30 protein-coding genes are annotated in these 26,178 nt (G+C 64.2%); 20 read left to right on the top strand and 10 right to left on the bottom strand.

Annotated features, from left to right (window positions below; translation table 11 throughout):
- Positions 1 to 18 precede the first annotated feature (18 nt).
- From flgK to FJ970_RS09730, 7 genes are all read left to right on the top strand, one after another.
- Positions 19 to 1,470: a flagellar hook-associated protein FlgK gene (flgK, locus tag FJ970_RS09760; protein ID WP_140755944.1), complete on the top strand. Its 1,452-nt coding sequence runs from the start codon at positions 19 to 21 to the stop codon at positions 1,468 to 1,470.
- A gap of 3 nt (positions 1,471 to 1,473) precedes the next feature.
- Positions 1,474 to 2,517: a flagellar hook-associated family protein gene (locus FJ970_RS09755; RefSeq protein WP_140755946.1), complete on the top strand. Its 1,044-nt coding sequence runs from the start codon at positions 1,474 to 1,476 to the stop codon at positions 2,515 to 2,517.
- Between the two features lie 28 nt (positions 2,518 to 2,545).
- A complete protein-coding gene (gene flaF, locus FJ970_RS09750) occupies positions 2,546 to 2,893 on the top strand; it encodes a flagellar biosynthesis regulator FlaF (RefSeq protein WP_140755948.1) in 348 nt (115 codons plus the stop codon).
- Positions 2,890 to 3,333, top strand: coding sequence for a flagellar biosynthesis repressor FlbT (gene flbT / locus FJ970_RS09745; protein ID WP_140755950.1), 444 nt, complete (start codon positions 2,890 to 2,892; stop codon positions 3,331 to 3,333). The genes flaF and flbT overlap by 4 nt, the downstream gene beginning before the upstream one ends.
- Positions 3,333 to 3,740, top strand: a complete 408-nt coding sequence (flgD, locus tag FJ970_RS09740) for a flagellar hook assembly protein FlgD (RefSeq protein WP_140755952.1) — start codon at positions 3,333 to 3,335, stop codon at positions 3,738 to 3,740. The genes flbT and flgD overlap by 1 nt, the downstream gene beginning before the upstream one ends.
- Before the next feature lie 13 nt (positions 3,741 to 3,753).
- Complete coding sequence (gene fliQ / locus FJ970_RS09735) at positions 3,754 to 4,020, top strand: flagellar biosynthesis protein FliQ (RefSeq protein ID WP_013893193.1); 267 nt, start codon at positions 3,754 to 3,756, stop codon at positions 4,018 to 4,020.
- A 183-nt stretch (positions 4,021 to 4,203) separates the two neighbouring features.
- Positions 4,204 to 5,847, top strand: coding sequence for an MFS transporter (locus FJ970_RS09730; protein ID WP_140755954.1), 1,644 nt, complete (start codon positions 4,204 to 4,206; stop codon positions 5,845 to 5,847).
- 22 nt (positions 5,848 to 5,869) lie between these two features.
- On the opposite strand, the gene FJ970_RS09725 is transcribed toward FJ970_RS09730, so the two are convergent.
- The 3 genes from FJ970_RS09725 to FJ970_RS09715 all read right to left on the bottom strand — a co-directional run bounded on the left by FJ970_RS09725 (position 5,870) and on the right by FJ970_RS09715 (position 9,081).
- Positions 5,870 to 7,651 carry a chloride channel protein gene (locus FJ970_RS09725; RefSeq protein WP_140755956.1) on the bottom strand — a complete coding sequence of 594 codons (1,782 nt, stop codon included), beginning with the start codon at positions 7,649 to 7,651 and terminating at the stop codon, positions 5,870 to 5,872.
- 164 nt (positions 7,652 to 7,815) lie between these two features.
- A complete protein-coding gene (locus FJ970_RS09720; RefSeq protein ID WP_140755958.1) occupies positions 7,816 to 8,328 on the bottom strand; it encodes a cupin domain-containing protein in 513 nt (170 codons plus the stop codon).
- A 24-nt stretch (positions 8,329 to 8,352) separates the two neighbouring features.
- Positions 8,353 to 9,081 (bottom strand): NAD-dependent epimerase/dehydratase family protein, encoded by a 729-nt coding sequence (locus FJ970_RS09715; protein ID WP_140755960.1) that lies wholly within the window; start codon positions 9,079 to 9,081, stop codon positions 8,353 to 8,355.
- A gap of 62 nt (positions 9,082 to 9,143) precedes the next feature.
- Here FJ970_RS09715 and FJ970_RS09710 point away from each other — a divergent pair, with 62 nt between their 5' ends.
- Positions 9,144 to 9,623, top strand: coding sequence for a MarR family winged helix-turn-helix transcriptional regulator (locus FJ970_RS09710; protein WP_140755962.1), 480 nt, complete (start codon positions 9,144 to 9,146; stop codon positions 9,621 to 9,623).
- Positions 9,624 to 9,664: 41 nt separating this feature from the next.
- Here the strand turns inward: FJ970_RS09710 and FJ970_RS09705 are convergent, their stop codons facing one another.
- Complete coding sequence (locus FJ970_RS09705; protein WP_140755964.1) at positions 9,665 to 9,964, bottom strand: putative quinol monooxygenase; 300 nt, start codon at positions 9,962 to 9,964, stop codon at positions 9,665 to 9,667.
- Positions 9,965 to 10,079: 115 nt separating this feature from the next.
- On the opposite strand from FJ970_RS09705, the gene flhA reads away from it, so the two are divergent.
- From flhA to FJ970_RS09690, 3 genes are read left to right on the top strand one after another with little or no spacing between them, the layout of a single operon-like run.
- Complete coding sequence (gene flhA / locus FJ970_RS09700) at positions 10,080 to 12,167, top strand: flagellar biosynthesis protein FlhA (protein WP_140755966.1); 2,088 nt, start codon at positions 10,080 to 10,082, stop codon at positions 12,165 to 12,167.
- Positions 12,164 to 12,916: a flagellar biosynthetic protein FliR gene (gene fliR / locus FJ970_RS09695; protein WP_140755968.1), complete on the top strand. Its 753-nt coding sequence runs from the start codon at positions 12,164 to 12,166 to the stop codon at positions 12,914 to 12,916. Before flhA ends, fliR begins: the two co-directional genes overlap by 4 nt.
- A 1-nt stretch (position 12,917) precedes the next feature.
- The gene (locus tag FJ970_RS09690; RefSeq protein WP_140755970.1) at positions 12,918 to 13,301 is read left to right on the top strand and encodes a hypothetical protein; all 384 of its coding nucleotides are present in this window, start codon (positions 12,918 to 12,920) and stop codon (positions 13,299 to 13,301) included.
- A gap of 74 nt (positions 13,302 to 13,375) precedes the next feature.
- On the opposite strand, the gene FJ970_RS09685 is transcribed toward FJ970_RS09690, so the two are convergent.
- The gene (locus tag FJ970_RS09685) at positions 13,376 to 14,269 is read right to left on the bottom strand and encodes a LysR family transcriptional regulator (RefSeq protein ID WP_140755972.1); all 894 of its coding nucleotides are present in this window, start codon (positions 14,267 to 14,269) and stop codon (positions 13,376 to 13,378) included.
- 154 nt (positions 14,270 to 14,423) lie between these two features.
- Between FJ970_RS09685 and FJ970_RS09680 the strand changes: the two genes are divergently transcribed.
- From FJ970_RS09680 to FJ970_RS09660, 5 genes are all read left to right on the top strand, one after another.
- Positions 14,424 to 15,077: a hydrolase gene (locus FJ970_RS09680; RefSeq protein WP_140756470.1), complete on the top strand. Its 654-nt coding sequence runs from the start codon at positions 14,424 to 14,426 to the stop codon at positions 15,075 to 15,077.
- A gap of 231 nt (positions 15,078 to 15,308) precedes the next feature.
- Positions 15,309 to 15,851 carry a rod-binding protein gene (locus FJ970_RS09675; RefSeq protein ID WP_140756472.1) on the top strand — a complete coding sequence of 181 codons (543 nt, stop codon included), beginning with the start codon at positions 15,309 to 15,311 and terminating at the stop codon, positions 15,849 to 15,851.
- Between the two features lie 13 nt (positions 15,852 to 15,864).
- The gene (locus FJ970_RS09670) at positions 15,865 to 16,290 is read left to right on the top strand and encodes a hypothetical protein (RefSeq protein WP_140755974.1); all 426 of its coding nucleotides are present in this window, start codon (positions 15,865 to 15,867) and stop codon (positions 16,288 to 16,290) included.
- A 29-nt stretch (positions 16,291 to 16,319) separates the two neighbouring features.
- Entirely contained in the window at positions 16,320 to 16,841 is a 522-nt protein-coding gene (locus FJ970_RS09665; RefSeq protein WP_140755976.1) for a hypothetical protein, read from the top strand.
- Positions 16,842 to 17,022: 181 nt separating this feature from the next.
- Positions 17,023 to 17,307, top strand: coding sequence for an SCP2 sterol-binding domain-containing protein (locus tag FJ970_RS09660; RefSeq protein ID WP_027144782.1), 285 nt, complete (start codon positions 17,023 to 17,025; stop codon positions 17,305 to 17,307).
- Positions 17,308 to 17,391: 84 nt separating this feature from the next.
- Here FJ970_RS09660 and FJ970_RS09655 read toward each other — a convergent pair whose 3' ends face one another.
- Complete coding sequence (locus tag FJ970_RS09655) at positions 17,392 to 17,967, bottom strand: GNAT family N-acetyltransferase (protein ID WP_140755978.1); 576 nt, start codon at positions 17,965 to 17,967, stop codon at positions 17,392 to 17,394.
- A 97-nt stretch (positions 17,968 to 18,064) separates the two neighbouring features.
- Entirely contained in the window at positions 18,065 to 19,198 is a 1,134-nt protein-coding gene (gene odc2, locus FJ970_RS09650) for an ornithine/lysine decarboxylase (RefSeq protein WP_140755980.1), read from the bottom strand.
- A 541-nt stretch (positions 19,199 to 19,739) separates the two neighbouring features.
- Here odc2 and FJ970_RS09645 point away from each other — a divergent pair.
- From FJ970_RS09645 to FJ970_RS09630, 4 genes are all read left to right on the top strand, one after another.
- Positions 19,740 to 20,936, top strand: coding sequence for an amidase (locus tag FJ970_RS09645; RefSeq protein ID WP_140755982.1), 1,197 nt, complete (start codon positions 19,740 to 19,742; stop codon positions 20,934 to 20,936).
- A gap of 3 nt (positions 20,937 to 20,939) precedes the next feature.
- Complete coding sequence (locus FJ970_RS09640; protein WP_140755984.1) at positions 20,940 to 21,839, top strand: LysR family transcriptional regulator; 900 nt, start codon at positions 20,940 to 20,942, stop codon at positions 21,837 to 21,839.
- A gap of 136 nt (positions 21,840 to 21,975) precedes the next feature.
- Positions 21,976 to 22,644, top strand: coding sequence for a DUF1007 family protein (locus tag FJ970_RS09635; RefSeq protein ID WP_140755986.1), 669 nt, complete (start codon positions 21,976 to 21,978; stop codon positions 22,642 to 22,644).
- Between the two features lie 77 nt (positions 22,645 to 22,721).
- The gene (locus FJ970_RS09630; protein WP_415752041.1) at positions 22,722 to 23,843 is read left to right on the top strand and encodes a nickel/cobalt transporter; all 1,122 of its coding nucleotides are present in this window, start codon (positions 22,722 to 22,724) and stop codon (positions 23,841 to 23,843) included.
- A 43-nt stretch (positions 23,844 to 23,886) separates the two neighbouring features.
- Here FJ970_RS09630 and denD read toward each other — a convergent pair whose 3' ends face one another.
- From denD to FJ970_RS09615, 3 genes are all read right to left on the bottom strand, one after another.
- The gene (denD, locus tag FJ970_RS09625) at positions 23,887 to 24,864 is read right to left on the bottom strand and encodes a D-erythronate dehydrogenase (RefSeq protein WP_140755988.1); all 978 of its coding nucleotides are present in this window, start codon (positions 24,862 to 24,864) and stop codon (positions 23,887 to 23,889) included.
- A 12-nt stretch (positions 24,865 to 24,876) separates the two neighbouring features.
- A complete protein-coding gene (locus FJ970_RS09620; protein ID WP_140755990.1) occupies positions 24,877 to 25,089 on the bottom strand; it encodes a hypothetical protein in 213 nt (70 codons plus the stop codon).
- Positions 25,090 to 25,181: 92 nt separating this feature from the next.
- Positions 25,182 to 26,165 (bottom strand): cation diffusion facilitator family transporter, encoded by a 984-nt coding sequence (locus FJ970_RS09615; protein ID WP_140755992.1) that lies wholly within the window; start codon positions 26,163 to 26,165, stop codon positions 25,182 to 25,184.
- Positions 26,166 to 26,178 lie beyond the last annotated feature (13 nt).

The following is a 26,178-nucleotide window of genomic DNA, read 5'->3' as shown; positions in this document are numbered from 1 at the left end:
CGCCCGTGAAAGACCAGCATGTCGCTTTCCTCCGCACTGAGCATCGCCCAATCGGCGCTTCTGGCCACCTCGCGGCAGACAAGCGTCGTCACGCGCAACGTGGCAGACGCCGACAATCCGAACTATTCGCGCCGCATCGCGCTGGTCACCAGCACGACGCCCGGCGCGCGTTCGGTTGATGTCCAGCGTGCAGCCAACGACCTGCTGTTTCGCCAGAACCTCGGCGCTCTGTCCGCCTACGCCGGCCAGAACGCGCTCTACGGCGGCATGGACCAGCTCGACGTTTCAGTGAATGGCGTCGACAACGCCTCCTCACCTTCGACCGCCATCGCCAACCTGCAGCAGGCGCTGCAGCTATACGCCACCTCGCCGTCCAACCAGAATCTTGGCTCGAGCGTCATCGACGCGGCCAAACAGGTCGTGCGGTCCCTGAATGAGGGCTCCAAGGCCATTCAGGATTTTCGTACCCAGACCGACGGCCAGATCGATACCGCCGTCAAGGATCTCAACTCCCTGCTCAACCAGTTCCAGGACGCCAACACGGCGGTCATGTCCGGAACCCGTTCCGGCACCGACGTTTCCGATGCGCTCGACCAACGCGACGCATTGTTGAAGAAGATCGCCAATTACATTCCGGTATCGACCTTCACGCGTGGCGACAACGACATGGTCATCACCACGGGTGACGGCACGACGTTGTTCGAGACGATCCCACGCGCCGTCAGCTTCGCCCCATCTACGGGCTATGCCGCGGGTGCGGCCGGCAACGCTGTCTACATCGACAACGTACCGGTCTCGGCGGGCAGCGGCGGCAACACCACCGCCAGCGGCACGATTGCCGGCCTGCTGCAATTGCGCGACGGCGTCGCCTCGACCATGCAGAGCCAGCTCGACGAAACCGCCCGCGGCCTTATCACCGCCTTTGCCGAAACCGCACCGTCGATGCCCAACGCGGCGGGCCTGTTCACCTGGTCGGGCGCACCGGCGGTGCCAGCCGCGGGCACGCTCGTCGATGGCCTTGCTGGAACGATCAAGATCAACGCCGCGATGGATCCCAGCGCTGGCGGCAACCCGACATTGCTGCGTGACGGCGGCGCCAATGGCGCCGCATACGTCGCCAACACTGGCGGAGCCTCATACTCCAACCTTCTGGTCGCCTATGGCGACCAGCTCGACAAGCCGATGACGTTCGATCCCTCGGCCGGGATTTCGGCAACCTCCAGCGTTGCCGACTACGCCGCCAATTCGATCGGCTGGTTGCAGGGCGTTCGTCAGCAGGCTTCGACCGCAGCCGACGCCAAGGAAGCCCTGGCACAGCGCAGCGCCGATGCCTTGTCCAACGCAACGGGCGTCAATGTCGATCAGGAGATGTCGCTGATGCTCGATCTCGAGCACACCTATCAGGCATCCGCCCGGATGATGAAGACCGTCGACGACATGATGACGGCTCTGTTGAACGCGGTGGGATAAGCCATGACCTTTGTCTCCTCTGCTGCCCTTACGAATGCCATGCGCTATCAGCAAATGCGTATGCAGGCCGATCTCGTCAAAGCCACGAAGGAGTCCTCGACCGGCAAGGTCGCCGATGTCGGTCTGGCACTCGGTGGGCGTACCGCACAGTCCGTCACCTTTTCGCGCGACCTCGACCGGCTCAACGTCATTGTCGATTCCAACGGACTGGTGGCCGCCCGGCTCTCATCGACCCAGACCTCGCTCGGCCAACTCTCCAACGTCGCGCAGACTTTCCTGTCCAGCCTGACCACCGCATCGTCGGGCGACAACACCGACAGCCTGACCCAATCGACCGGCCAGACAACCATCCAGCAGCTTACGTCGATCCTCAACACCAGCGTCAACGGCGAATATCTGTTCGCCGGCACAAACACCGACGTCAAGCCCATCAACGATTTCACGGCCGCCGGCTCTCCCGCCAAGGCCGCCTTTGACGCCTCCTTCGTCGCCAAGTTCGGCTTCACGCCCAATGACCCGGCCGCAGCCAACATCACCGCGGCCCAGATGGATGATTTCATCACCAACGATGTCACGCCGCAGTTCCTCGGCGCGGGCTGGCAGACCAACATGTCGAACGCGACCGACCAGCAGATCGTCAGCCGCATCGCGCTCAACGAAACCACCGAGACCTCGACCGGCGCCAACAGCGACGGTATCAGGAAGCTTGCCATGGCGGCCGCCTTGGTCTCCAGCCTGATGTCCACCAATATCAGCCAGGCGGCGAAGGACAGCATCGTCGACCATTCGCAGAAACTGGTCGGCGAGGCGCTGAGCGGCATCGCGCAGGTGCAATCCCAGACCGGCATCGTCCAGAAGCGCGTCTCCGACGCCAGCGACCGTATGAAGACGCAGATCGACCTGTTCGAACGGCACATTCTGGATCTCGAAGCAGTCGATCCGGCGGAAGCAGCGACCCGCGTCGCCGACCTGACGCAGCATATCGAGACGTCTTTCGCTCTGACGGCGCGCCTGCAGCAGCTCAGCCTGTTGAATTACCTGACCTGACACCTCTAGCGGAACGGTAGAGCCAACAATGTACCAATTCTCCTACGCCGACGTTCAGAGCACCTCCGTCGCGGACGCCAAGGACCGCGAACGGGAGCTGCTGACCCGCTCGATCGACATGCTGTCGGCCGCCGCCGCGGCCGGTCAGGCTTCGATGGAGGCCGTGGAGGCGCTGCATTTCACCAATCGCGTCTGGACCACCTTCGTCGAGGATCTTGGCTCCAGCGACAACGCACTCCCAAAGGAATTGCGCGCCAACCTGATTTCCATCGGCCTGTGGCTGTTGCGCGAGGCCGAGGACATCCGCCAGGGCCGCACCGACAATTTCGAGGGGCTGATCGAAGTGTCCCAGATCATCCGCGACGGCATTCAATGACCAACACGCTGAAGATCTCGCTGAAACCCAACGAGAAGATCTACATCAACGGCGCCGTCATCCGCGTCGACCGCAAGGTCACCGTCGAGCTGATGAACGACGTGCAGTTCCTGCTCGAAAGCCATGTGATCCAGGCCGACGAGGCGTCGACGCCATTGCGGCAGCTCTATTTCATCGTGCAGGTCATGCTGATGAACCCCGCTGGTGCCGATGAAGCCCGCGAGATGTTCCGCCGCTCGCTGCCGCTGCTTATTGCAAGTTTCGAAGACGCCGAGATCGGCAGCGCGCTGAAACAGGTCGACCGCATGGTCGGCGAGGATCACATCTACGAGGCCTTGAAGGCGATCCGTTCGCTTTATCCTCTCGAACGCCGCGCGCTTGGCGGCAATGACGATATTCCGGGCGCCGCGCGCCCGCTGGCCGTGGGAGCACGATACTAATGACCGTGGATATGACGACGACGGTACCGGTTGGCGCCAACCAGACCACCACGCAGACCGCCAAGACCGCTGTCGACTATAACTCGTTCCTGAAACTTCTGATCGCCGAGATGAAGAACCAGGATCCGACCAAGCCGATGGATTCGACGCAGTACGTCGCCCAGCTCGCCACCTTCTCCCAGGTCGAGCAGTCGGTACAGACCAACACCAAGCTCGACCAGATCATGCAGTCCTCGGCGCTGTCGCAGGCCGACGCTCTCATAGGCCGCAACATCACCTCGGCCGATGGTAAGACCACGGGCACGGTGGCGTCGGTGACGCTTGGCAGCAACGGCCTGATCGCAGTGCTGCAGGATGGCACCACGGTCCCCGTCGGCGCGGGCGTATCGATCAAGCCGGCGAGCTAGGCCGACCGCCGACATGAACGAGGCCGACGCACTCGATATCGTCCAGTACGCGGTGTGGACGGTGCTGACGGCATCCGCGCCGGTGGTGCTGGTCGCAATGGCCGTCGGCATCGGCATCGCCTTGATCCAGGCATTGACACAGGTCCAGGAAATCACCTTGACCTTCGTGCCCAAGATCGTCGCCATCATGCTGGTGGTGGCGCTTACTGGCCCATTCATCGGCGGCCAGATATCGGCCTTCACCAATGTCATCTTCGAGCGCATCCAGAACGGTTTCTGAGCGATTCCAGAAAGGATGCTCGGTGCCTTCCGCCACAAGCGTGTGGCCCTCCGCTATCCCCTTGTTGGACCATGATCTTGCCCGCAAGGCATTCGCCCTTTGCGCCGTGATGCCATAGTTTCGGCAAATCATGCGGGGAAACGGATCACCGCAAGGATCAGCGCGCCGTGGCAGGAACCGCCCATGATTGACGAAAAGCCGGATAGCGAAAGCGTCTCGGCGCTGGCGCCGTTCCGGCATGGCATCTTCCGCGCCGTGTGGGGCGCAAGCCTCGTCTCCAATTTCGGCGGCTTGATCCAGGGTGTCGGCGCCGCCTGGATGATGACCACCATCGCCACCTCGCCGTATCAGGTCGCCCTGGTCCAGGCCTCGACCACCTTGCCTATCATGCTGTTCGCGCTTGTCGCCGGCGCCATCGCCGACAGTTTCGACCGCCGCAAGGTGATGCTGGTCGCCCAGGCATTCATGCTGGTCGTTTCGGCGCTTCTGACCGCCTTCACCTATTTGGACCTGATCACGCCGTGGACGCTGCTGGCCTTCACCTTCCTGATCGACAGCGGCACGGCGCTCAACAGCCCGTCATGGCAGGCCTCCGTCGGCGACATCGTTCCGCGCAACAAGGTGCCCGCCGCCGTGGCGCTGAATTCCATGGGCTTCAACCTGACCCGCAGCGTCGGACCGGCGATCGGCGGCATCATCGTCGCGGCTGCCGGTGCGGCCGCCGCCTTCGCGGCGAACGCGGTGAGCTATGTCGGCCTCATCGTCGTGCTGGCACGCTGGAAGCCGGATGTACCGGTCTCGGCCCTGCCGCGCGAGTCATTGGGAGCCGCCATGGGCGCGGGCCTGCGCTACGTCGCCATGTCGCCCAACATCGGCAAGGTGCTGGTCAGGGGCGCGGCCTTTGGCTTCAGCGCCGGCGCGGTGCTCGCGCTGCTGCCGCTGGTGGCCCGCGATCTCGTCAAGGGCGACGCGCTGACCTACGGCATCATGCTGGGCGCCTTCGGCATCGGCGCGGTCGGCGGCGCGCTGATCAGCGTGCGGCTGCGGCAGTTGCTCTCCAGCGAGACGATGGTGCGCTGCGCCTTCGGCGGTTTCGCTGCCTGCGCCTTGAACGCCGCTATCAGCCAGCATGCCTGGCAGACCTCGCTCGGCCTGCTTGTCGGCGGCGCCTGCTGGGTGATCGCGCTATCCCATTTCAACGTCACGGTGCAGATGGCGACGCCGCGTTGGGTGGTCGGCCGGGTTCTCTCGGTCTACCAGACCGCCACCTTCGGCGGCATCGCGCTGGGCAGCTGGATCTGGGGTGTCGTCGCCGATGCGCATGGTGCCGGGACCGCGCTGATCGCCGCGGCCATCGCAATGCTCGCCGGCGGCGCCCTCGGCCTTGTGCTGCCGCTGCCGCAACAGCAGGTGCTCAACCTCGACCCGCTCAATCGCTTCAAGGAACCGCATCTCGCCCTCGACCTCAAGCCGCGCAGCGGCCCGATCGCCATCATGATCGAATATGTGATCCGGCACGAGGACGAGGCGGAATTCCTCGCCACCATGGCCGAACGTGGCCGCATCCGCCGCCGTGACGGTGCCCGCAACTGGACGCTGGCGCGCGATCTCGAAAATCCGTCGATCTGGATCGAGCATTACCACACGCCGACTTGGCTCGAATATGTCAGGCACAACGGCCGCATCACCCATGCCGACGCCATTGTCGGCGAACGCTTGCGGGCGCTGCACTCAGGCGATGAGCCGCCGCGCGTGCGACGCGTGATCGAGCGCCCGACAACCGCCGGCACGGCGTTGGTGCCTGCCAAGGGACCGATCGAGCACTGACGAGTTCGGAAACCGCGGGCGCCTATCCCTCGCCCGACAGGTCTCGGCGCGCCTTTTCGAGTTCCTCCGCATAGCGCCGCATCAAATGCCCCTCGGTCAGCAGACCGAGCACGATGTGGTCGGCGAAGTCCTCGACCACGGCCAGTTCCTCGGCGCCGGCGCGCTGGAAGGTCTCGGCGGCGGTCTGCACGTTCATGCTGGGCACCAGAACGGCATCCTTGTACTGGGTAAGATCGCGCACCGGCACCTCGCCGCCGGAAGGATCGCTGTGCAGTTCGGCCACGATCAGCATGCCGACATATTCGTCCCCCGGGTCGACGGCGATCACGCGCTGGGCCGACCCCAGCGGGAACTCCTTGCGGAAGGCGGCCAGCGTCGTCGACGCATCGATGGTCTTGATGTCCTCGCGCATCATCGAGTCGACGGTCAGGCTGCGCATCCAGCCGACATCGTGGGCGCTGCGGATCGTCTCGCCGCGCAGGTGGAAGCGCCAGGTAGAGAACGAATAGCCGAAGGTTTCGCGCACCAGGATCGCCGCCATGATCGAAGCGGCCAGCACCACGCCGGTGAGCGTCAGGTCGCGGGTCGATTCCAGCGCCAGGAAGGTCATGGTCAGCGGACCGCCGACGACACCGACGGCAAGCGACGTCATGCCGACGACGGCGGCGACGGAGGGGTCGATGCCGGTCGCCGGCGAGACGAGCGCCATGACACCGGCGAACGCCTTTCCGAGCAGCGCGCCGAGGAACAGTGAGGCGAAGAACAGTCCGCCGCGAAAACCCGAGCCCAGCGAGATAGCCGACGCCGCCAGCTTCAGCACGAAGACGCTGGCTACCACCGCCAGCCCGTAATTCATGGCGAACTCGCGGTGCAGCGCACCGTGGCCGCTGGACAGGACCTGCGGCGTGATCAGGCCGAGGAGGCCGACCAGGACACCGCCGATGACGGGCCGCAGCGAGGCATCGATCGAAAGCCTGTTGAAACCGCGCTCGATCAGCGTCACCAGTTGCATGATGGCGATCGAGGCCGCGCCGCCGAGCAGGCCGAGCAGAAGGAATGGCACATATTGGCTGGCGGTGAGTTGCGGCAACCCTGAAAGCTCGAGCGGGAACGGGACGCCGCCGAACACTTCCGCCGTCAGCGACGCCGAGACCGCGGCCGTCATGACAGGCGCGACATTGGCGACCGAGTAGATGCCGATGACCAGCTCGAAACCGTAGAAGGCGCCGGTCAGCGGCGCATCGAAGGCGGCTGATATGGCGCCGGCGGCGCCACAGCCGACCAGGATGCGGACATCGTTGCGGCGCAACCGGAAGGCGCGCGCCATCCGCGAGGCGACACCGGAGCCAACCTGCGTATAGCCGGCCTCCAGGCCTACGGAGGCGCCGAAGCCGCTGGAAATCATCGTCTGCACGACGATGATGAAGGTGTCGGTCAGCGACATGCGCCCGCCATAGAGCGCGTTGGCCTCGATCGGGTCGACCGGCGTGCGGAATTTCCGAAGCCTCAGCCAGACCACCGATATCCCGAGCAGGATGCCTCCGATCGCGGGGATCAGCGCCTGCATCGGATTGGCAAGCGAGAACATGCCCGACAGCCGCCCGCCGGGTTGGACACCGAACAGCAGCCCGTGCAGGTCCTGCACGATCTGGCTCATCGAGGTAACCAGTATGCCGGCCATGACGCCGACAACGCCCGCCATGATGACCACGGCGATGCCGCGCGCCTCCAGGAGAGGGACTGACCTCAAAAGCACCGCGCGCAGCCGGCGGGCGTAGACTTGGGGTTGGTTTCTGGAAAGCACCGGGACGGCTCGCCGATATCAAAGGCAAAGGAAGACCCGCCTGATACGCCGGGCGGCACGTCGTGACAACCACAATGCCGACATCAAAGGCGCCAATATGGCCGCGATACCGCCCGATCCGGCTTTTCTCGCCCTGGGAGCGGAAAGCCACCGGCGTCGTGCGGTCAGTCCGGTATCGTCAGCGGGCCGCAATCGTCGTCGGCAACAAAGGTCGCCAGCAGTTCGGCCGGCTCGGTGGTGCTGGCATTCTCGGCAAAGAGATGGATCGCTCCGGGTGGCTCGAACCAGGTTTGTCCCTCCGTATAGGTGCCGACGGGGCCGCCCGCCAGTTGCGAACGCAGCGTGCCCTTCAGCACAAAAGCGCTGACCGAGCCCGGATGCCGGTGTCGGGGCGTATAGGCATTTGGAGGAAATGCGACGACGACCGTGGTGATCGACTTGCCGGGCACGTTAGGCAGCCTTTCGCAGGAGACAGGCGTGACCACCGTCTTGGGCCGCGCGGCGGCGGGGCTGCCCTCGGCAGCGCCTTCCATGTTCATATGCGTTTCCATGCCAACCGGCTCGACACCCGTCAAACCCGGACCGGTCCATTTCGCCGCCAGCGCGAACAGAACCGCGACGGCACTGATAGCGATCAGAGACTGGCCAGTGCGCAAACGGGCATGATTGCTGATCATGTCGATGTCTCCGAGCGGATTGGTTCAGGCGGGCAAGCGGAAATCGGCGCGCCAGCCGAGCTCCTCGGCCGCCTTTCGCGTCGAGACGGCCCCGTTGGGTTCGGCAACGTTGAAGATGCCGGGCGCGCCATTGTCCAACGCGAGCAGCGCCGCATGGGCGGCCGCATCGACATGCAGCGGCGACGCGCCGGCAGCCGTATTCGCTCCCGTTCCCGGGCCATAGAGCTGGCCATACCGCAGGACGATGCCGGCGAATGGTGCGTCGAGGACGGCCGTTTCGAGCGCGATGACCCCGCCGACGCTGATGCCGCGATTGCCGCTTGCCCCGCCATCCAGGGGATCGGCCTCGGCATGCGGCTCGGGACCTGATGCATAGGCCCAGGCGATGCTTTGCGCGACCATGCGCCTGACGCCAGCGGCGGCGGCCGCGGCGACCAGATTGCCTGTGCCCTCGTCGCGAATGCGGGCGTTACGCACGACAGCCTCGGCCATGCGGCTCGGGTCCAGGCCCGCCGGCAGGTCGGTCAACTGGTGGACGACGATGTCGGGTCGGGCAGCAAGCATCGCCTGCATCAGTGCTTCGGCATCGAATACATCCACAACCGCCGGCTCGACGCCAAGGGCCTCCAATCTGGCGGCCTTGTCGGCATTGCGCGTGGTGCCCGTCACCTGATGGCCAGCGGCCAGGAGTTGCGGGACCAGCCGCTGCCCGATGGCGCCGGAGGCGCCGGCGAGAAAAATCCGATAGGCCATCGTCTTCGTCCTCGCTCTGCTTTAATATCAGTGTTCGAATTACATATAAGAGCTCTTACATCATGCGCAAGCCAAATCAGCCTCCGTCGGTTCCAGCTCCGGGCGAAGGCAAACGCGGCGAGGAAGGTTATCTCGGCTATCTCCTGCGGCAGGCGGCCGGCGCGCATCGGCTGAGAGTCGACCGGGCGCTGGCCGACCTCGGCGTGACCCAGCCGCAATTCGTCACTTTGACCATGCTGGCGGCCTATCCAGGCCTCTCCAACGCCGATCTTGCCCGGCTGGCGCTGCTCACCCCGCAAACGCTCAGCGTGATCGTCACCAATCTGGAGCGGGCCGGCTCGCTGGTGCGCAAGCCGCACGCTGTTCATGGCCGCATCCAGCATATCAAGCTCAGCGCCAGCGGACAGGCACTGCTGCGGCGATGCCGGGACCGTGTGCATGCGATCGAGAGGCAATTGGCCGCCGGCCTGTCGGCGGCGGAGGAACGGGTCGTCAGGCGGTGGCTGGTCGGCGTTGCCACCGCCGACACCGCCGGGACCTGATTGCTTGCTGGCGGCCGGCAAGGATCGGGGCGCCGGACCGCTCAAGTCGGCATGGCTTCGCCGGCCTCGTGGAGCACGAGATTGCGCTCGCCGATGCCGAGCTCCGGCCAGGTCGCACGCCAGTCGGCGATATGCGGCGAGCGGAAATGCGCATCGAGCGCCGGCCTGTCGCGCCATGCCTCGGTGACCCGGATCAAACCGGGATCAAGCACATCCTGCGCATAGGAATATTCAAGGCAACCGTCCTCGGCCCGGCTGGCGCGAACCATGCGCTCCATCACCGGCCTTGCCTCGTCGAGCCTGTCGGGTGGCAGGCGGATCGTACCGATGATCAGCAGCATGGATTGTCCTTCGCGAGAGAGTCGATCCGGCCACTCTCCCACCCTCGCGCAAGCTTGGCCAGCTACCCTCGCCGGGCTGTCGCATGCTCGGCAGCCCATGGGTTCGAGGACGAGAATGGCGATCAGCGAAAGCATCCAGCCCGGCGCGGTGGCCAAGAACGGCCGCGATATCTTCTTCGCGCTTGGCATCGTCATCATCCTGGCCGTGCTGTTCCTGCCGATCCCGGCTTTCCTCATCGACATCGGCCTCGCCTTCTCGATCGCGCTTTCGGTGCTGATCCTGATGGTGGCGCTGTGGATCCAGCGGCCGCTCGATTTCTCCTCGTTCCCGACCGTGCTGCTCATCGCCACCATGCTGCGCCTGTCGCTCAACATCGCCACCACGCGCATGATCCTGTCGCACGGCAATGAGGGCACGCACGCCGCCGGCTATGTCATCGCCGGCTTCTCCAAGCTGGTCATGGCCAGCGACTTCGTCATCGGCCTCATCGTCTTCATGATCCTGATCGTGGTGAACTTCATCGTCATCACCAAGGGCGCCACCCGTATCGCCGAGGTCGGCGCGCGCTTCACCCTCGACGCCATTCCCGGCAAGCAGATGTCGATCGACGCCGACCTCTCCGCCGGGATGATCGACGACAAGACCGCGCAGTTGCGCCGCCGCGAACTGGAAGAGGAATCGTCCTTCTTCGGCTCGATGGACGGCGCCTCGAAATTCGTGCGCGGCGACGCCATCGCCGGCCTCATCATCACCGCCATCAACATCGTCGGCGGCATCGCCATCGGCTACATCAGGCACGGCATGGGCATGGGCGAAGCCGCCGACGTGTTCATCAAGCTGTCTGTCGGCGACGGTCTGGTCACCCAGATCCCGGCGCTGATCGTCTCGCTCGCCGCCGGCCTGCTGGTCTCCAAGGGCGGCACGCGCGGCTCGACCAACCAGGCCGTGTTCGGTCAGCTCGGCGCCCATCCGCGCGCGCTCTACGTGGCGGCCGCACTGCTGGTGCTGCTCGGCCTGATGCCCGGCCTGCCACTGTTCCCGTTCTTCGCGCTCGCCGCCGGCATGGCCGGCCTCGGTTACGTCATACCGATGCGCCACAACCGGGCCGTCGCCGAGGCCGAGGCACAGAAGAGCCAGGAGAAGGCGACCAAGGCCGAGGAAGAAAAGAACTCGGTCAAGGCCTCGCTCGCCACCGCCGAGATCGAACTCCTGATCGGCAAGCAGCTTTCGACCCGGCTCCTGGTCTCGCATCAGGAACTGGTCTTCCGCATGTCCAAGATGCGCAAGAAATTCGCCCAGCAATACGGCTTCGTCGTTCCTGAAGTCCGTGTCGCCGACGACTTCGCCATCCCGCCGAAAAGTTATCAGATCAAGGTGCATGGCACCGTGGTCGCCGAATATTCGATGCGCGTCGGCGAGATCATGGTGCTGCTCGGCAACCGCGACATACCCGAAATCCCCGGCGAGGAAATCCGCGAGCCCGCCTTCGGCATGCGCGCCTACTCCGTCATGGAAACCTTCGCCGAGGATTTGAAGCGCGAGAACTTCACCTTCGCCGACAACATGTCGGTGCTGCTCACGCATCTCTCGGAAGTCATCCGCAACAACCTGCCGCAGCTCCTCTCCTACAAGGACATGAAGGCGCTGCTCGAACGCCAGGACCAGGAATACCGCAAGCTCGCCGACGAGATCTGCACCACCCACATCTCCTATCCTGGCTTGCAGGCGGTGCTGAAGCTTTTGCTTGCCGAACGCGTCTCGATCCGCAATCTGCATCTCATCATCGAGGCTATCGCCGAGATCGCGCCGCATGTGCGCCGCACCGAGCAGATCGTCGAACATGTGCGCATCCGCATGGCCCAGCAGATCTGCGGCGATCTCTCGGAAGGCGGCGTGCTCAAGGTGCTGCGCCTCGGCAACCGCTGGGACCTCGCCTTCCACCAGAGCCTCAAGCGCGACGCCAAGGGCGAGGTGCGCGAGTTCGACATCGATCCGCGCCAGCTCGAGGAGTTCGGCCAGGACGCCACCAAGGCGATCAAGAAACATCTGGAAGCCGGCGAGCGCTTCGTGCTGGTCACGGCGCCCGACGCCCGCCCCTATGTGCGCATGATCATCGAGCGCCTGTTCACCACGCTGCCGGTGCTCTCCCATGTCGAAATCGCCAAGGGCGTCGAGATCAGGGTGCTCGGGACCATATCGTGAGCGTTCTCTCGCAGGCCGTCGTCATCGCGGCGTTTCTCGCCTTCTGCCGCATCGGTGCCTGTTTCATGCTGATGCCGGGCCTGTCCAGCGCCCGCATCCCGGTTCAGGTCAGGCTGTTCGTCGCGGTCGCCGCTACCGGCGGCCTGCTCGCCTTCCTGTGGGACAAGATCTTTCCCTTCGTCGATCCGCGCCCGCAGATCCTGGTGCCGATGATCGTCTCGGAGCTGCTGGTCGGCGGACTGATCGGCGCCATGACCAGGCTCTACATGGAATCGCTTCGCTTCATGGGCTCGGCCATCGCCATGCTGATCGGCTATGGCGGCTCCGGCGGACCGGCGATCGAGGAGCCGGAACCGCAGGCGGCGCTTGCCGCCATCATTTCGTTCTCGGCGCTGCTGATGCTGTTCGTCTTCGACTTCGACCATGAGATCGTCCGCGCCCTGGTGACGTCCTACACGGTCGCGCCGGTCAACGTCTTCTTCAACCCGCAGGCAGCGCTGGTCGACATCACCGACACCGTGTCGGACACGTTCTTCCTGGTCATCCGCCTCGGCAGCCCGTTCGTCGCCTATGCCATTCTCGTCAACCTGACGATCGGCTTCGTCAACAAGCTGACCCCGCAGATCCCGATCTACTTCATCTCCCAGCCCTTCGTCATCGCCGGCGGCATGCTGATCTTCTATTTCGCCATCGGCACCATGCTTTCGCTGTTCGTCGACGGCTTCGTCGACCTCACGCTGGCGAGGTGACATGAGCACGCGCAAGGATCGCTTGAGAAAACTGGTCAAGGTGCAGGAGCAGCTGAAAGACCTGCACGAAACCCGCCACGCCACCTTCGTCGCCGCGGCAAACGCCGCCGAGACCGAAGCCCGCGAATTGATCGGCCATTTCGACCAGGACAATTCCCTCTCCAGCCTGTTCCCCGATCTCTATCATCGCCGCATCGCCCAGGCCGTCGTGCGCCAGGAGGAGAGCCTGGAAAGCGCAAGGCAAGAAGCCGGCCTCATCGCCGCGGCAAGCGCCCGCACCAACATGGTCGAGCGCGCCTACAAGGACGTCCGCAACCGCGACGAACGCGAGAGATCAGACCGCGAGCGCCTGGACCTGATCGCGCAGAAGCGGGGCGAGGAATAGTGCGGGGCTCGATCATTGGCCCGAATTCATCAATGTTGCGAAGACAGCCCATCCGCCTGCCGCGGAAATTGTGTTTAACGGTCGACACCCCAAACGTCCGGATTTCGTGCGAAGTACTCGATCAGCATTTCGATGAGGACCCGGACCTTTCGCGCGGGGTGCCGACCCGGCGGTCGGACGACATAAGCGCCTGCCGAAGGTGGGGGATAGCGTGTCATCACCGGAACCAGCGCGCCGGAGGCCACATATTCGTATGTGATGCAATCGGGGAGCCAGGCGATGCCGAGTCCTGCCGCGGCGGCAACGGCAAGCGCCGTAGCGTTGTCGGCCTTGAACCTGCCCTGCGGCTGAACCGTGACGATCTTGTCGCCATCCATGAACTGCCAGGCTTCCGTTCCCTGCATGAGGGCCTGATGGTCGACGAGTTGCTCTACCGTCTCAGGTGAACCGTGCGCTTTGATATAAGCCGGGCTTGCGACAAGCTTTCCGTAGATCGGCCCGATGCGCTTCGCGATCAGGTAGGAGTCCTGAAGATAACCGACCCGGATCGCGCAATCGAAACCTTCGGAGATCAGATCGACGAAGCGATCGCTGTAGGAGGTATGGATGTGGAGCTGCGGGTGATGTTGCGCCATTTCCGCAAGAACGGGGGCGAAGTGGGTCGGGCCGAAAGAAAGCGGCATCGCAACCCGCAGGCGGCCGCGCAACTCACCAGTGGGGAGGATCGTTTCCCTGGCCGTGTCGATCTCGGCGCTGGCTCGGGCCGCATGGTCCCTGAACGTCATGCCCGCTTCCGTGAGCGCAGCGCCACGGGTCGTTCGTGCCAGAAGCTGGACGCCAAGCTCCGCTTCAACCCGAAAGAGCCGCCGACTGACGATCGATTTGGAGACGCCGAGCCGGCGCGCGGCGGCCGATACGCCCCCTGCATCGGCCACTACGACGAATGTCTGTAGATCTTCAATGTCCATTCCGGCGTTCCTCGTTTCGCAACACAGCTTGCCTCACTATGGCACTACCGCATCACCAAGAGGAACAGCAAATTGCGTCCAGGCAACGCCGCCCGCTGGCGCATGTCTCCCCTGAACCCATTGCCGTCCATGGCAGCAGAGAAAGGAAGTCTTGATGACCCCTCGCAACGGCCTTGATTCGCTTCTTCGTCCTGAAGACTCGGTCCTCGTTCTGATCGATCACCAACCTTATCAGCTCGCAAACCTGAACAGCCACGATCCGCATATGGTGGTCAACAACACGACCGCGCTGGCGAAGCTAGCAAAAGCCTTCAATGTTCCGACCATTCTCACCAGCGTGATCGCGGCGCGCGGTGGACTTCTCTTTAAGCAGATCACCGACGTATTTCCGGACCAGGAAGTCATCGATCGCACCTGGGTGAACACCTGGCAGGACGAGAATGTGGTGAACGTCGTCAAGGCGACCGGCCGCAAGCAGCTGATCATCGCCGGCCTGTGGACCGAGGTCTGCGTCGCAATGCCTGTGATCCAGGCGGCCGGCGAAGGCTGGGACGTGACCGTGATCGCCGACGCGTCGGGCGGCATTTCGAAGGAGTCTCACGAAGTTGCCATCCAGCGAATGATCACGGCCGGCGCGAACGTGATGACCGTGATGGCGCTCGCTGGCGAATGGCAACGCGATTGGGCGCGCACCGAGCATGTCGAGGAGTTGACCGAGATTCTCATCCAGCACTTCGGCGGAAGCGGCATCGCGTATCTTTGGGAGCAGCAGCTTCTCAACACGCCTGTGCCGAGCACGGTGCGCTGATTTGGGGGGGTTGACGAAAGTCTTGAGCGATCCGCTCCGAACAAGCTGATTGCATATCGACTAGCGTCATCCCCTCATGTTCTGCTTCTGGCACTTGGCAGACCCGATTCCCGCCCCTGCGCCTCCCACTCCCCGCAAGCCTGCCACAAGCTTGTTGAGGCATGGTCCGGGCTAAGGAAACCCGGCAAAAGGCGGACCTTCTTGGCGATCTCTCCACCCAGCGACATCGTGATGGATGTCGCCCGAGCTGCCGATCCGATGGATATAGAGGCTGCCCGCGCCGCGCTGACCAAGCGCGCCGGGAGCGTCGCCGGCACGTTTTCGGTCGACACCGCGGCCTCGGTCGATGCCGGCTCGATCCTGTCGCGCGCGACGGCTGACAAGGCTGCGGCGACAGCCGATCCTGCCAAGAAATTCAAGAAGTTCGAGGCGATGGTCTTGCAGACCTTCATCCAGAACATGCTGCCCAAGGATACCGAGGGCGTCTACGGCACGGGTCTCGCCGGCGACATGTGGAAATCGCAGCTCGCCGAGCGCGTCGCCGACGTCATGGCCGATCGCGGCGGCATCGGCATCGCCAAGTCGCTGCTCGCCGACCACTACATGGACGGCAAGCGCAAGGTGCCGATCGGCCCGGTTTCGAACGGACCGGAAAAGACCGAGATCGATCAGCAGACCCGTCTGTCGACCTCGCTCGTCCAGGAATTGCAGCGCAAGGCCGCCAAGTCGATGACCGGCGACGAGACAACCATAAAAACAGACATCAAGATCTAGACTGGGAAACACCATGGCCGACTCTTCCGAATTGACCGCCAACCTGCCAGCGCGCGCGAGCGCGTCGGACGCACCGACCGCCTTTGCACGGCCTGGAAACCTTGCTGCCATCATCGGCCGCATCGAGGAGGTGGTCGAGGAAGAGACCGCCGGCATCCGCACCGACACCGGCTATGACCTCAAGGCGTCGAACGCCCGCAAGAGCCGTTATCTCTACGAGCTGACCCGTGCCATGAAGGGCGGCAGCGAGGCCGAATTCCTCGAGCAGCACCGCGAGGGCCTGACCCGGCTGCGCCAGAAGCTGGCGAAGAACGAGGCCGCCATCCTGGCGCATCTGAGCGCCGTCAACGAAGTCGCCGGCCTGCTGCGCAGCGCCATCCAGCGCGCCGAAACCGACGGCACCTACTCCGCCGGCGAGTTCGGCAGGCAAAAAGGTTAGAGCGCGGCGATGCCGGGCTCGGGATCAACATGATCAAGGTCATCGCCATAGCGGTCTGGATCTGCGCCGCCACGCTCGGCGCGGTGTTCTATTCGTTCCAGGCCGCCGGCGAACGCGGCGTCGGCGAAAAACCCAAGCCGATGCTGGGCGGGTTGGACTACGTCAAGACCGACGTCATTTCGGTGCCGCTGATCCACGATTCGAAGATCGACGGCTACTTCCTGGCCAAGCTCGTCTATACCGTCGAGCCGGAACAGATAAAGAAGCTGTCGATCCCAGCCGAGGCGCTGATTACAGACGAGGTCTACACCTATCTCTACGCCCACCCCCAGATCGACTTCAGCAAGAAGGCGACGGTCGACCTCGATGCCTTTCGCGGCGCCATCCGCCACACGATCAACACCCGTGTCGGCGCGACCCTGGTCCATGAGGTCCTGATCGACCAGGTCAATTTCCTCAGCAAGGATGAGATCCGCGACAACTGGCTGCGCCGGCGGCAGGACGCCGGCACCCCGGCGCCCGAGACTCCCAAGCCGGTCAGCGCGCATTGAGCTATCGGCCCGGTTCCGGTCGCCCTGATAGCAGTCGGGGTCGGGGCCGATTCCTGCAATTCGCGTTGACGTAAACGTCAATCCAAAGCTATATGCGGCAGCGATCGTGATCGCCAGTGATGCCGCACGGCTGGACCGAAGTGCCGTTGCGCGACAGAATGCAACCAGACAGGAGAACAGCGTGAGCGTTCAGGAGATTGCCGAGAAGATCAAGTCGCGCGTGGCCAGCAGCGGGTTCGATCGTTCCGTGAAATTCGACACCGGCAGCGACGGCGTCATCGTCATCGACGGCGCAACCGTCTCGACCACCGATGCTCCCGCCGACTGCACCATCAAGCTGTCGCTCGACGATCTGGATTCGCTGATCGCGGGCGACCTGAACCCGACAATGGCGTTCATGACCGGCAAGATAAAGGTCGAAGGCGACATGACCGTCGCCATGGCGCTGAGCCAGTTGATCGGCTGAACGGACGCGGCCGCCAGAAGCGGCTTTGAGATAACAAAACGCCGCCTTTTCAGGCGGCGTTTTGTTATGAAGGGCAAGTTGCGCTTAAGCCTCACGCGCCAGGATCGGCGCCTGTGCCTTGAGCTTGCGGCCGGATGCCTTCAGCGTGCCCTTGGCGCCATCAAGCGCGCCGTCCACCAGTTCCAGCGCCAGCAGGCGGTGCCGCTCGTAAGGTCCCGGCATGGCGAGCGCACCGGTCCTGGCGGCCGAAAAGCCGAAGCGGCCATAATAGGGCTCGTCGCCGACCAGCAGGATCGCCGCGTGGCCGAGGCGCGCGGCTTCCGCGATCGCATGGCGCATCAGCGCCGAACCGATGCCGGCACTCTTGAGCGAGGGATCGACGGCGAGCGGGCCGAGCAGCAGCGCTGCCGGACCACCCTCACCCAGCGTGACGTCCCATAGCCGCACCGTGCCGGCCACGCCGCCCGAGGCATCGCGCGCGACGAAGGCAAGACCCTCCGAGGGCCGGCGGCCGCGCCGCAGCTTCTCCGACGATTTGGTCTTGCGCTTCGGGCCCATGGCACGATCGAGCAAGGCTTCGCGCGCCGCCACGTCGGCAACGGTTTCGGCGACCATTACGAAGGCCGGCGCATGAGCCACGATTTCAACTGACATTTCCATTTCCGCAATCCTTGGCGAGCGGAGATCTGTTCCACAGGCGAGCCCAAGCGGGCGACGGGCGCCCACCAGGGGTGATCTGAACAGCTCTAGCGAGCCGTCAGATCACGTAGGATCGGAGAGGCTCGAAGCCGTTGAAGGCGACAGCCGAGTAGGTGGTCGTGTAGGCGCCGGTGCCTTCGATCAGCACCTCGTCGCCGATGGTCAGCGACAAAGGCAGCGGATACGGCGTCTTCTCGTACATCACGTCGGCCGAATCGCAGGTCGGGCCGGCGAGCACGCAAGGCGCGGTCTCGGTGCCGTCATGCGCGGTGACGATCGGGTAGCGGATCGCCTCGTCCATCGTCTCGGCCAGACCGCCGAACTTGCCGATGTCGAGGAACACCCAGCGCACATTGTCGTTGTCGGCCTTCTTCGAGATCAGCACGACTTCCGACTTGATGACTCCGGCGTTGCCGACCATGCCGCGGCCCGGCTCGATGATGGTCTCGGGAATGGCGTTGCCGAAATGCTTGCGCAGCGCCGAGAAGATCGCCTGGCCATAGGCCTGCGCCGCCGGCACGTCACGCAAATAGCGCGTCGGAAAGCCGCCGCCCATATTGACCATCTTGAGCACGATGCCTTCTTCGGCGAGCGTCGCGAACACCTTCTTGGCGTCGGCCAGCGCACGGTCCCATGCGGTCAGGTCGGTCTGCTGCGAGCCGACATGGAACGACACACCATAGGCGTCGAGGCCGAGGCCCTTGGCATGGCGCAGCACGTCGACGGCCATCGCTGGCACGCAGCCGAATTTGCGCGACAGCGGCCATTCGGCGCCTTCGCCATCGGTCAGCACACGACAGAACACCCGGGCGCCGGGAGCGACGCGGGCGATTTTCTCGACCTCTTCGACGCAGTCGACCGCGAACAGCTTGATGCCGAGCTGAAAGGCGCGTGCGATGTCACGCTCCTTCTTGATGGTGTTGCCGAAGGAGATGCGGTCCGCCGGCGCACCGGCGTCCATCGCCATCTCGACTTCGGCAACGGAAGCGGTGTCGAAGGACGAGCCCATCGCAGCAAGCAGGCGCAGGATTTCCGGCGCCGGGTTTGCTTTCACCGCATAGTAGATCCTGGAATCGGGCAGAGCCTTCTCGAAGGCGCGGAAATTGTCGCGCACGACATCGAGGTCGACGACGAGGCAGGGGCCGGACGGGCGTCGGGTGGCGAGGAAGTCGAGGATGCGCTGTGTAGCCATCGGGTTTCTCCATCGCGCCTTTCGGCGCGCACAAGGGTGCGGACACGGGCTTTCGGCCTCGCGAACACGCGGTCAAACAAAGGCGGGACGGAAAATCCATGGAACCAGCCGGTGGAGACCCCGGAACCATGAAACGCCGTCTCGCGGCGATGAACCTTGGCCTTGCCCGGCTTCGGTTCGCTTTGTCTGCCTTGGCTTGGATTGGGAGAACCCCGTTCCGCACTGCCGGCAATGAAGGTGTGCCTCTTCAGTAACCCCGGTCTTTGGACAACCGGCAGAGAACCAGAAAGGCCCGCACCGTCGTTGCTTCAAGGTGTCCTCGGTCTGGCGGTTGGCCGCTAAACCGACTGGAGGGGTTGGCTCCAGTTACCTTACCGAATTCCTCACCATTCGAGGACCGGCGGACACCCACAGGCACGTGCGACTTTGGGCAAGCGCGATATAAGAGCGAAGCATTTCACAATCAATAAAAATCGTATCCCAGGTTGAAAAATTTCTGGCATCGAACAATGTTGGCGCAACCGTATCCGGATATCGAACGATGACAGGCACGCACGGCCCCTTCAATGCCTTTCTCGACCTTCGCCAGATGCCGGTGGCGCATGCCGAGCTTGGGCCGCTGGCCGGGCTGCGGCTGGCGGTCAAGGACATTTACGACGTTGCCGGCTACCGTACCGGTTGCGGCAATTTGCAGAAATTCGCCGAAGGCCACGCGGCGTCGCGCACGGCGCCCGCCGTGCAGATGATTCTCGACGCCGGCGCGCGTTTCGTCGGCAAGACCCAGACCGACGAGCTCGCCTTCGCTCTGTTTGGCCAGAACGCGCATTTTCCGTTTCCAATGAATCCCGCGGCTCCCGACCGCGTCACCGGAGGCTCCTCGTCGGGGTCGGCGGCGGCGGTGGCGGGCAGGCTGGTCGACATCGCCACGGGCTCCGACACCGGTGGTTCGATCCGCGCTCCGGCGAGTTTCTGCGGGCTGATCGGGCTGCGCACCACGCATGGCCGCATTTCCCTCGAAGGCACCATGCCGTTGGCGCCCAGTTTCGACACGTTCGGCTGGTTCGCCGACGACATCGAAACCTACGAGACCGTCGGCAAGCTGCTGCTTGGCCGCGACCCGCACCAGCATCCGCTCGACCGCCCGCTGACGCTCGGCTGGCTGGACGAAATGGTCGCCCGGCCGGCACTCGCCGAATATGCGGGAATGAAGGCGCTGGCCGGCGCGGTGTTCGGCACGCCGGCGACGCCGACGACGCGCTTCAGCTCTCCGCCGGATGAACTCTATTGGTGCTTTCGCCGGCTGCAGGCCAGGGAGGCCTGGACGGTGCATGGCGAATGGATCACCAGCGGCGAACGTGACCTTGGGCCTGGGGTCGAGGAGCGTTTCGGCTTCGGCCGTGCGGTCGACGACCGGACGGCACAGGCCGAAAAAGTGCGCCGGCTGACCTTTCGCGGTGAATTGAGCGCCCTGCTCGGCAAGGACGGCTTCCTTGTCCTGCCGACGGTGCCAGGCCCGGCGCCATACGTCGACAGCACATCCGAGCAGTTCCAGGCCTATCGCGAGCGCGCCTTGCATCTTCTGTGCCTAGCCGGGCTCTCCGGCTTTCCCCAAATCACCTTGCCGATCGGCTCGGTCGCTGGCGCTCCTTTCGGCCTGTCGCTGCTTGGCCCTTCCGGCAGCGACATAGCCCTGATACGGCTCGGCCGAAGACTTCTCGATGCCGCACGAAAGGCTTGATTCATGGACACATTGACGCGCATGCGCGCCTTCATCGACGTCGTCGAGGCCGAGGGCTTTTCGGCGGCGGCGCGCAAGATCGGCCGCTCCAAGGCACTGCTGTCGAAATATGTGCGCGAGCTGGAGGACGAGCTCGGCGCGCTGCTGCTGAACCGCACCACGCGCCAGTTCTCGATGACCGAGGCCGGCCACACCTACTACCGCCGCGCCTCGGAGATCGTGCGCGAGGTCGACAGCCTGGCCGACGCCGTGCGCGAATCCTCCGGCGACGTGCGCGGCCGGATCAAGCTGTCGGCGCCGCGCACTTTCGCCGACGCGCCGATCGGCCAGTCGCTGATCGACTTCGCCAAGCAATATCCCGATATTGTCCTCGACATCCAGCTCGACGACCGCTTCGTCGATCTGGTCGAGGAAGGCTTCGACCTCGCGGTGCGCATCTCGCGGCTGGAGAACTCGTCGCTGATCGCCAGACGGCTGGCGCCGTTTTCGATCAAGCTCTGCGGCTCTCCCGACCTGATCGCCAGGCACGGCATGCCGACACGGCCCCAGGATCTCGGCCACATGCCCTGCATCGTCGACACCAATGGCCGCGGCCTGAACAACTGGCCGTTCAAGGGCGACAATGGCGATCCGGTGAGCATCGCCGTGTCGGGTCCGATCGAGGTCAACAGCCCGATGGCGGCGCGCGCCGCGGCCTTGTCGGGGCTTGGATTCTGCATCCTGCCGGATTTCATCGCCGCGCCCGACCTCAAGAGCGGCCAATTGGTGGCGGTGCTGGATGACCGCATCCTGCCCGGCGGCGGCATCTTCGCCGTCTACCCGCATCGCCGCTATCTGCCGGCGAAGGTGCGCGTTTTCGTCGACTTCCTGGTGCAGTGGTTCAGGACGCGCGAGAACGCCTGACCAGCCTCAGTGTGCGTGTCGTTGTCCCGAAACCGCTTCGCACTTTTGGGTGACATGCGCCGGCGGTCCCATTTTCGCCCCCTTTCTGGTAACCTTCGACAACTCTCTCCGAAAGCCAAGGGAATCGCGACCGCGAATGCATTTGAAACGGCACGCAATCATGCTGGCTTCGGCCTTGGCGGCGACCTTTGCCGCGACGGGACCCGCCGAGGTGCATCCGCACGTCTTCGCCGAGGCACGCCTCGACGTCATCCTGTCCCCGGATCACCAAAGTGTGAAAGCGTTGCGTCACCTGTGGCGCTTCGACGACCTGTTTTCGAGTACTGTGATGATGGAGTTCGACAAGAACTCCGACCTGAAGCTTGACGACAAGGAGCTGAAGGAGGTCGCCGATACCGTCCATGCCTCGCTGGCCGAGTTCAATTATTTCCAACTCGTCACGCAGAACGGCAAGGACGTGACGATGGTGCCGCCGCCGCATCTGATGGCCAATTTCGACAACGACCAGTTGATCATCCTGTTCGAGTCCGAACCCAAGGTGCCGATCAAGCTGACCGGTACGATCGACATAGGCGTCTACGATCCGACCTTTTACACGGCGATCGACTTCACCGAGGATTCCAACATCACCGTCGAGGGGCTGCCGTCGAACTGCACGAGCAAAGTCGTCCGGCCGGACCCGGACGAGGCGATCAAGGAAAACCAGAAGACCCTGACGGATGCTTTCTTCAACGATCCGACAGGCACCGACATGAGCAAGATCTTTGCCACCAAGCTCGAACTGACCTGTCAGCCAGAAGGATAGATCCGGTGAACCTGATCGGGAACTGCTCGAAACCGTCCCTGCGTCTGGCATTCGGCCTGTTGGCCCTCACCTTTGCCATGATGCATTTCGCCAATGCCGCGCACGCCCAGAGTTCGCTCGGCATCGGCGTCAATGACGGCATGGCGCCGACCACCGGTCCGTTCGCCCATATCCTGATGTGGATCAATCTCAGGCAGCAGGAATTCTATCGCGCGCTGGCGACAGCCATGAAGGCGATGCGCCAGGACAACAGCAAGATCTGGATACTCGTCGGACTGTCCTTCGCCTACGGCATTTTCCACGCCGCCGGCCCCGGCCACGGCAAGGCGGTGATCTCGTCCTACATGGTGGCAAACGAAGTGGCGCTGAAGCGCGGCATCCTGTTGTCCTTCGTCTCGGCGCTGCTGCAGGGCCTGACGGCGATCCTGGTCATGCTGCTTGCCTATTTCGTCCTGCGCGGCACCACCATCTCGATGACCGATGCGGCCTGGTTCATGGAGATCATGAGCTTTGCCCTGGTCACCCTCTTTGGCGCCTGGCTTTTGTGGCGCAAGCTGGGTCCAGCCGTCCTGCGCCTGTTTGGCAAGGGGCCGGCCTACAGCCTCTCGGCGGCTCACGCCGGTCATTCCCATGCGGGCCATTCGCATGGCGCTCACGACCATACCGCGCATGCACATTCCCATGCACTTCACACGCATGGGGACCACGACCATGCGCATGGCCATTCGCACGATCATCACGACCACGGCGCGCATGGCCACCATCATGACCATGGCGCGCACGATCATGCGCATCACGACCACGCCAGCGGCGAGGTCTGCGAAACCTGCGGCCATTCGCATGCGCCCGATCCGGCGCTGCTGTCGGGCGACCGCTTCGATTGGCGTACCGCATGGTCGGCGGTGGCGGCGGTCGGCATCCGCCCCTGCTCCGGCGCGCTGATAGTGCTGAGCTTCGCGCTTCTCAACGGGCTCTGGCTCGGCGGCTTGCTGTCGGTGCTGGCGATGTCGATTGGAACCGCCATCACCGTTTCGGCGCTGGCGACGCTTGCCGTGACCGCCAAGAACTGGGCGGTCTATTTCGCCGGTGATGGCCGCATGGGCAACCGCATTCATTCGATCGTCGAGATCGGCGGCGCCGCCTTTGTGTTCCTGTTCGGGTTGTTGTTGCTGTCGGCGAGCCTGACAGGCACCGTGTAGAGCTGCCCCATTCCGTTGGAATGGGCAAGGCGCGCCGCAACTCCTAACTGGGAATCTTGCCGCCGAGCTCATCCTCGATATAGGCTCGGATGATTTCGTCAAAACTCTTCTCGGCGCTGAAGCCAAGCTCCCTTGACCGCCGCGCCTCGAACCGCGTCGGCCAGCCCTTGACGATCGCCCAGATCGTCTCGTCGGGCACCTCGCGGATCAGGCTTACCGCCTTCGATCCGGCGATGCGTTCCAGCGCCTCGATCTGCTCACCGACGGTGACGGCGACGCCCGGCATCGTCAGGTTGCGGCGCGGCCCGACAGCATTGCCGTCGATGCCAGCCGCATGGATCAGGAAATTCACCGCCGAGCGCGGGCTGGCGTGGGTGTGCACGACCGAGCGCGGCACCGGCAGGATCGCCTCCTGCCCGCTCAGCGGTTCGCGGATGATGCCGGAGAAGAAGCCGGAGGCCGCCTTGTTCGGCTTGCCCGGCCGCACGCAGATCGTCGGCAGCCGGATGCCGATGCCATCGAAGAAGCCGCGCCTGGAATAGTCGGCCAGCAGCGCTTCGCTCATCTGCTTCTGGGTGCCGTAGGAGGTCAGCGGCGTCGGGTGGAATTCGTCGGGTATGACATCCGGGAACGGCGCGCCGAACACCGCGATCGACGAGGTGAACACGACGCGCGGCGCGAACCCCGCCAGGCGGATGGCCTCGAAAAGCGCGCGCGTGCCGTCGAGGTTGACGCGGTAGCCGAGTTCGAAATTCGCTTCCGCCTCACCCGACACGATGCCGGCGAGGTGGAAGACGACATCGGGGCGCGACGCAACAAGACCTTCTGCGGCGCCTGCTTCGGCAAGGTCACCCGTGTGCAGTGCGACGCCGACGCCGTCCATGGCTGGCGCCTGCGGCGGCACGATGTCGTGCAGATCGAGCGCGGTGATCTTCTTGCCGCGCAACGTGCCGTCCTTGGCCAGCCGGGCGATGAGCTTGCGGCCGACCATGCCCGCGGCGCCAGTGATCAGAATGCGCATGTCCGATACCCCTTACTTGTCCCGATTTTTGCGCTGGGTGCGCGCGCGCAGCCAGAACACCAAGAAAAACGCCAGCACGAAGGCGGTGCCGAAGATACCCGCCAGCACGGTAGAATAGTTGCCGAGTGCCAACATCACGGTCGGCAGGTAGAAAACGGCAATGCCGAACAGAAGCATGATCCAGACCGCCGCGATGGCCGCATTGCGCGTGTCACGGTCCATCATGCCGCACCACCGGAGCGCCGGTCGTTCATCGGGCTGAGTTTCAAGGCTGGAGAACTCCTGAGGCAGATCCGATTGATGGTCATCGATCGGACCTAGTGATAGTGGCCATGATGCGGGGCCGCATCGTGCTCATGCTCATGCTCGTGGTCGTCGCCATCGTCGGCGCACTGGCCGAATTCCGATTCCACGGTGGCATGGCTGATGCCGTGCTCGCTGGCAAGCCGCTTCTTGATGGCACTGACCGCCTGATGCGCATCGACGCCCTCGTCAAGGCAGGCGTGCAGTGTCGCCATGCTGCTCGTGCCGTCGATCGACCAGATATGCATATGGTGCACTTCGCGCACGCCCTTGACTGTTGTCTGGATATCCCCGGCGATCAGGTCGCGGTCGAGGCTTGGCGGCACGCCTTCGAGCAGGACGTGGGCGGCGGCGCGCATCAGCGACCAGGCGGTGGACAGGATCAGCAGCGAGACCAGCACGGACAGGATCGGGTCGATCGGCGTCCAGCCGGTCGCCACGATGACCAGTGCCGCCACGATCGCGGCGGCCGAGCCGAGCAGATCGCCAAGCACATGCAGGATGGCGCCACGCATGTTGAGGTTGTCTCGATCGCCGCCATGCAGCACCAGGAAGGAACCTATATTGACCAGCAGGCCGAGGATCGCCACCACCAGCATCGGTCCGCCCAGCACCGGCGCCGGTGTCAGCAGGCGATTCCATGCCTCGTAGACGATCCACAGCGCGATGACGAAGATGGCGATGCCGTTGGTGTAGGCTACCAGCGTCTTGACCCGGCCGAACCCATAGGTGAGCTGGCCGGTCGCCGGCCGGCCTGCCAGATGGAAGGCATACCAGGCCAGGCCGAGCGCAATGGCGTCGGCGAGCATGTGGCCGGCATCGGCCAGCAGCGCCAGCGACCCCGTAAACAGGCCGCCGAGCGCCTCCGCCACCATGAAGCCCGCGGTCAGGCAGGCCGCGATCAGGACGCGCTTCTTGTCGGTCGAGCCATGCATATGGCCGGCGCCGTGGTCATGCCCGCCGTGATCGTGCCCGCTGTGATCGTGGGTATGCGCCAAATGGCAAACTCCC

It is taken from the genome of Mesorhizobium sp. B2-1-8 (assembly GCF_006442545.2).
Taxonomy (GTDB): domain Bacteria; phylum Pseudomonadota; class Alphaproteobacteria; order Rhizobiales; family Rhizobiaceae; genus Mesorhizobium.
This window is presented reverse-complemented; position numbering and strand designations above follow the sequence as displayed.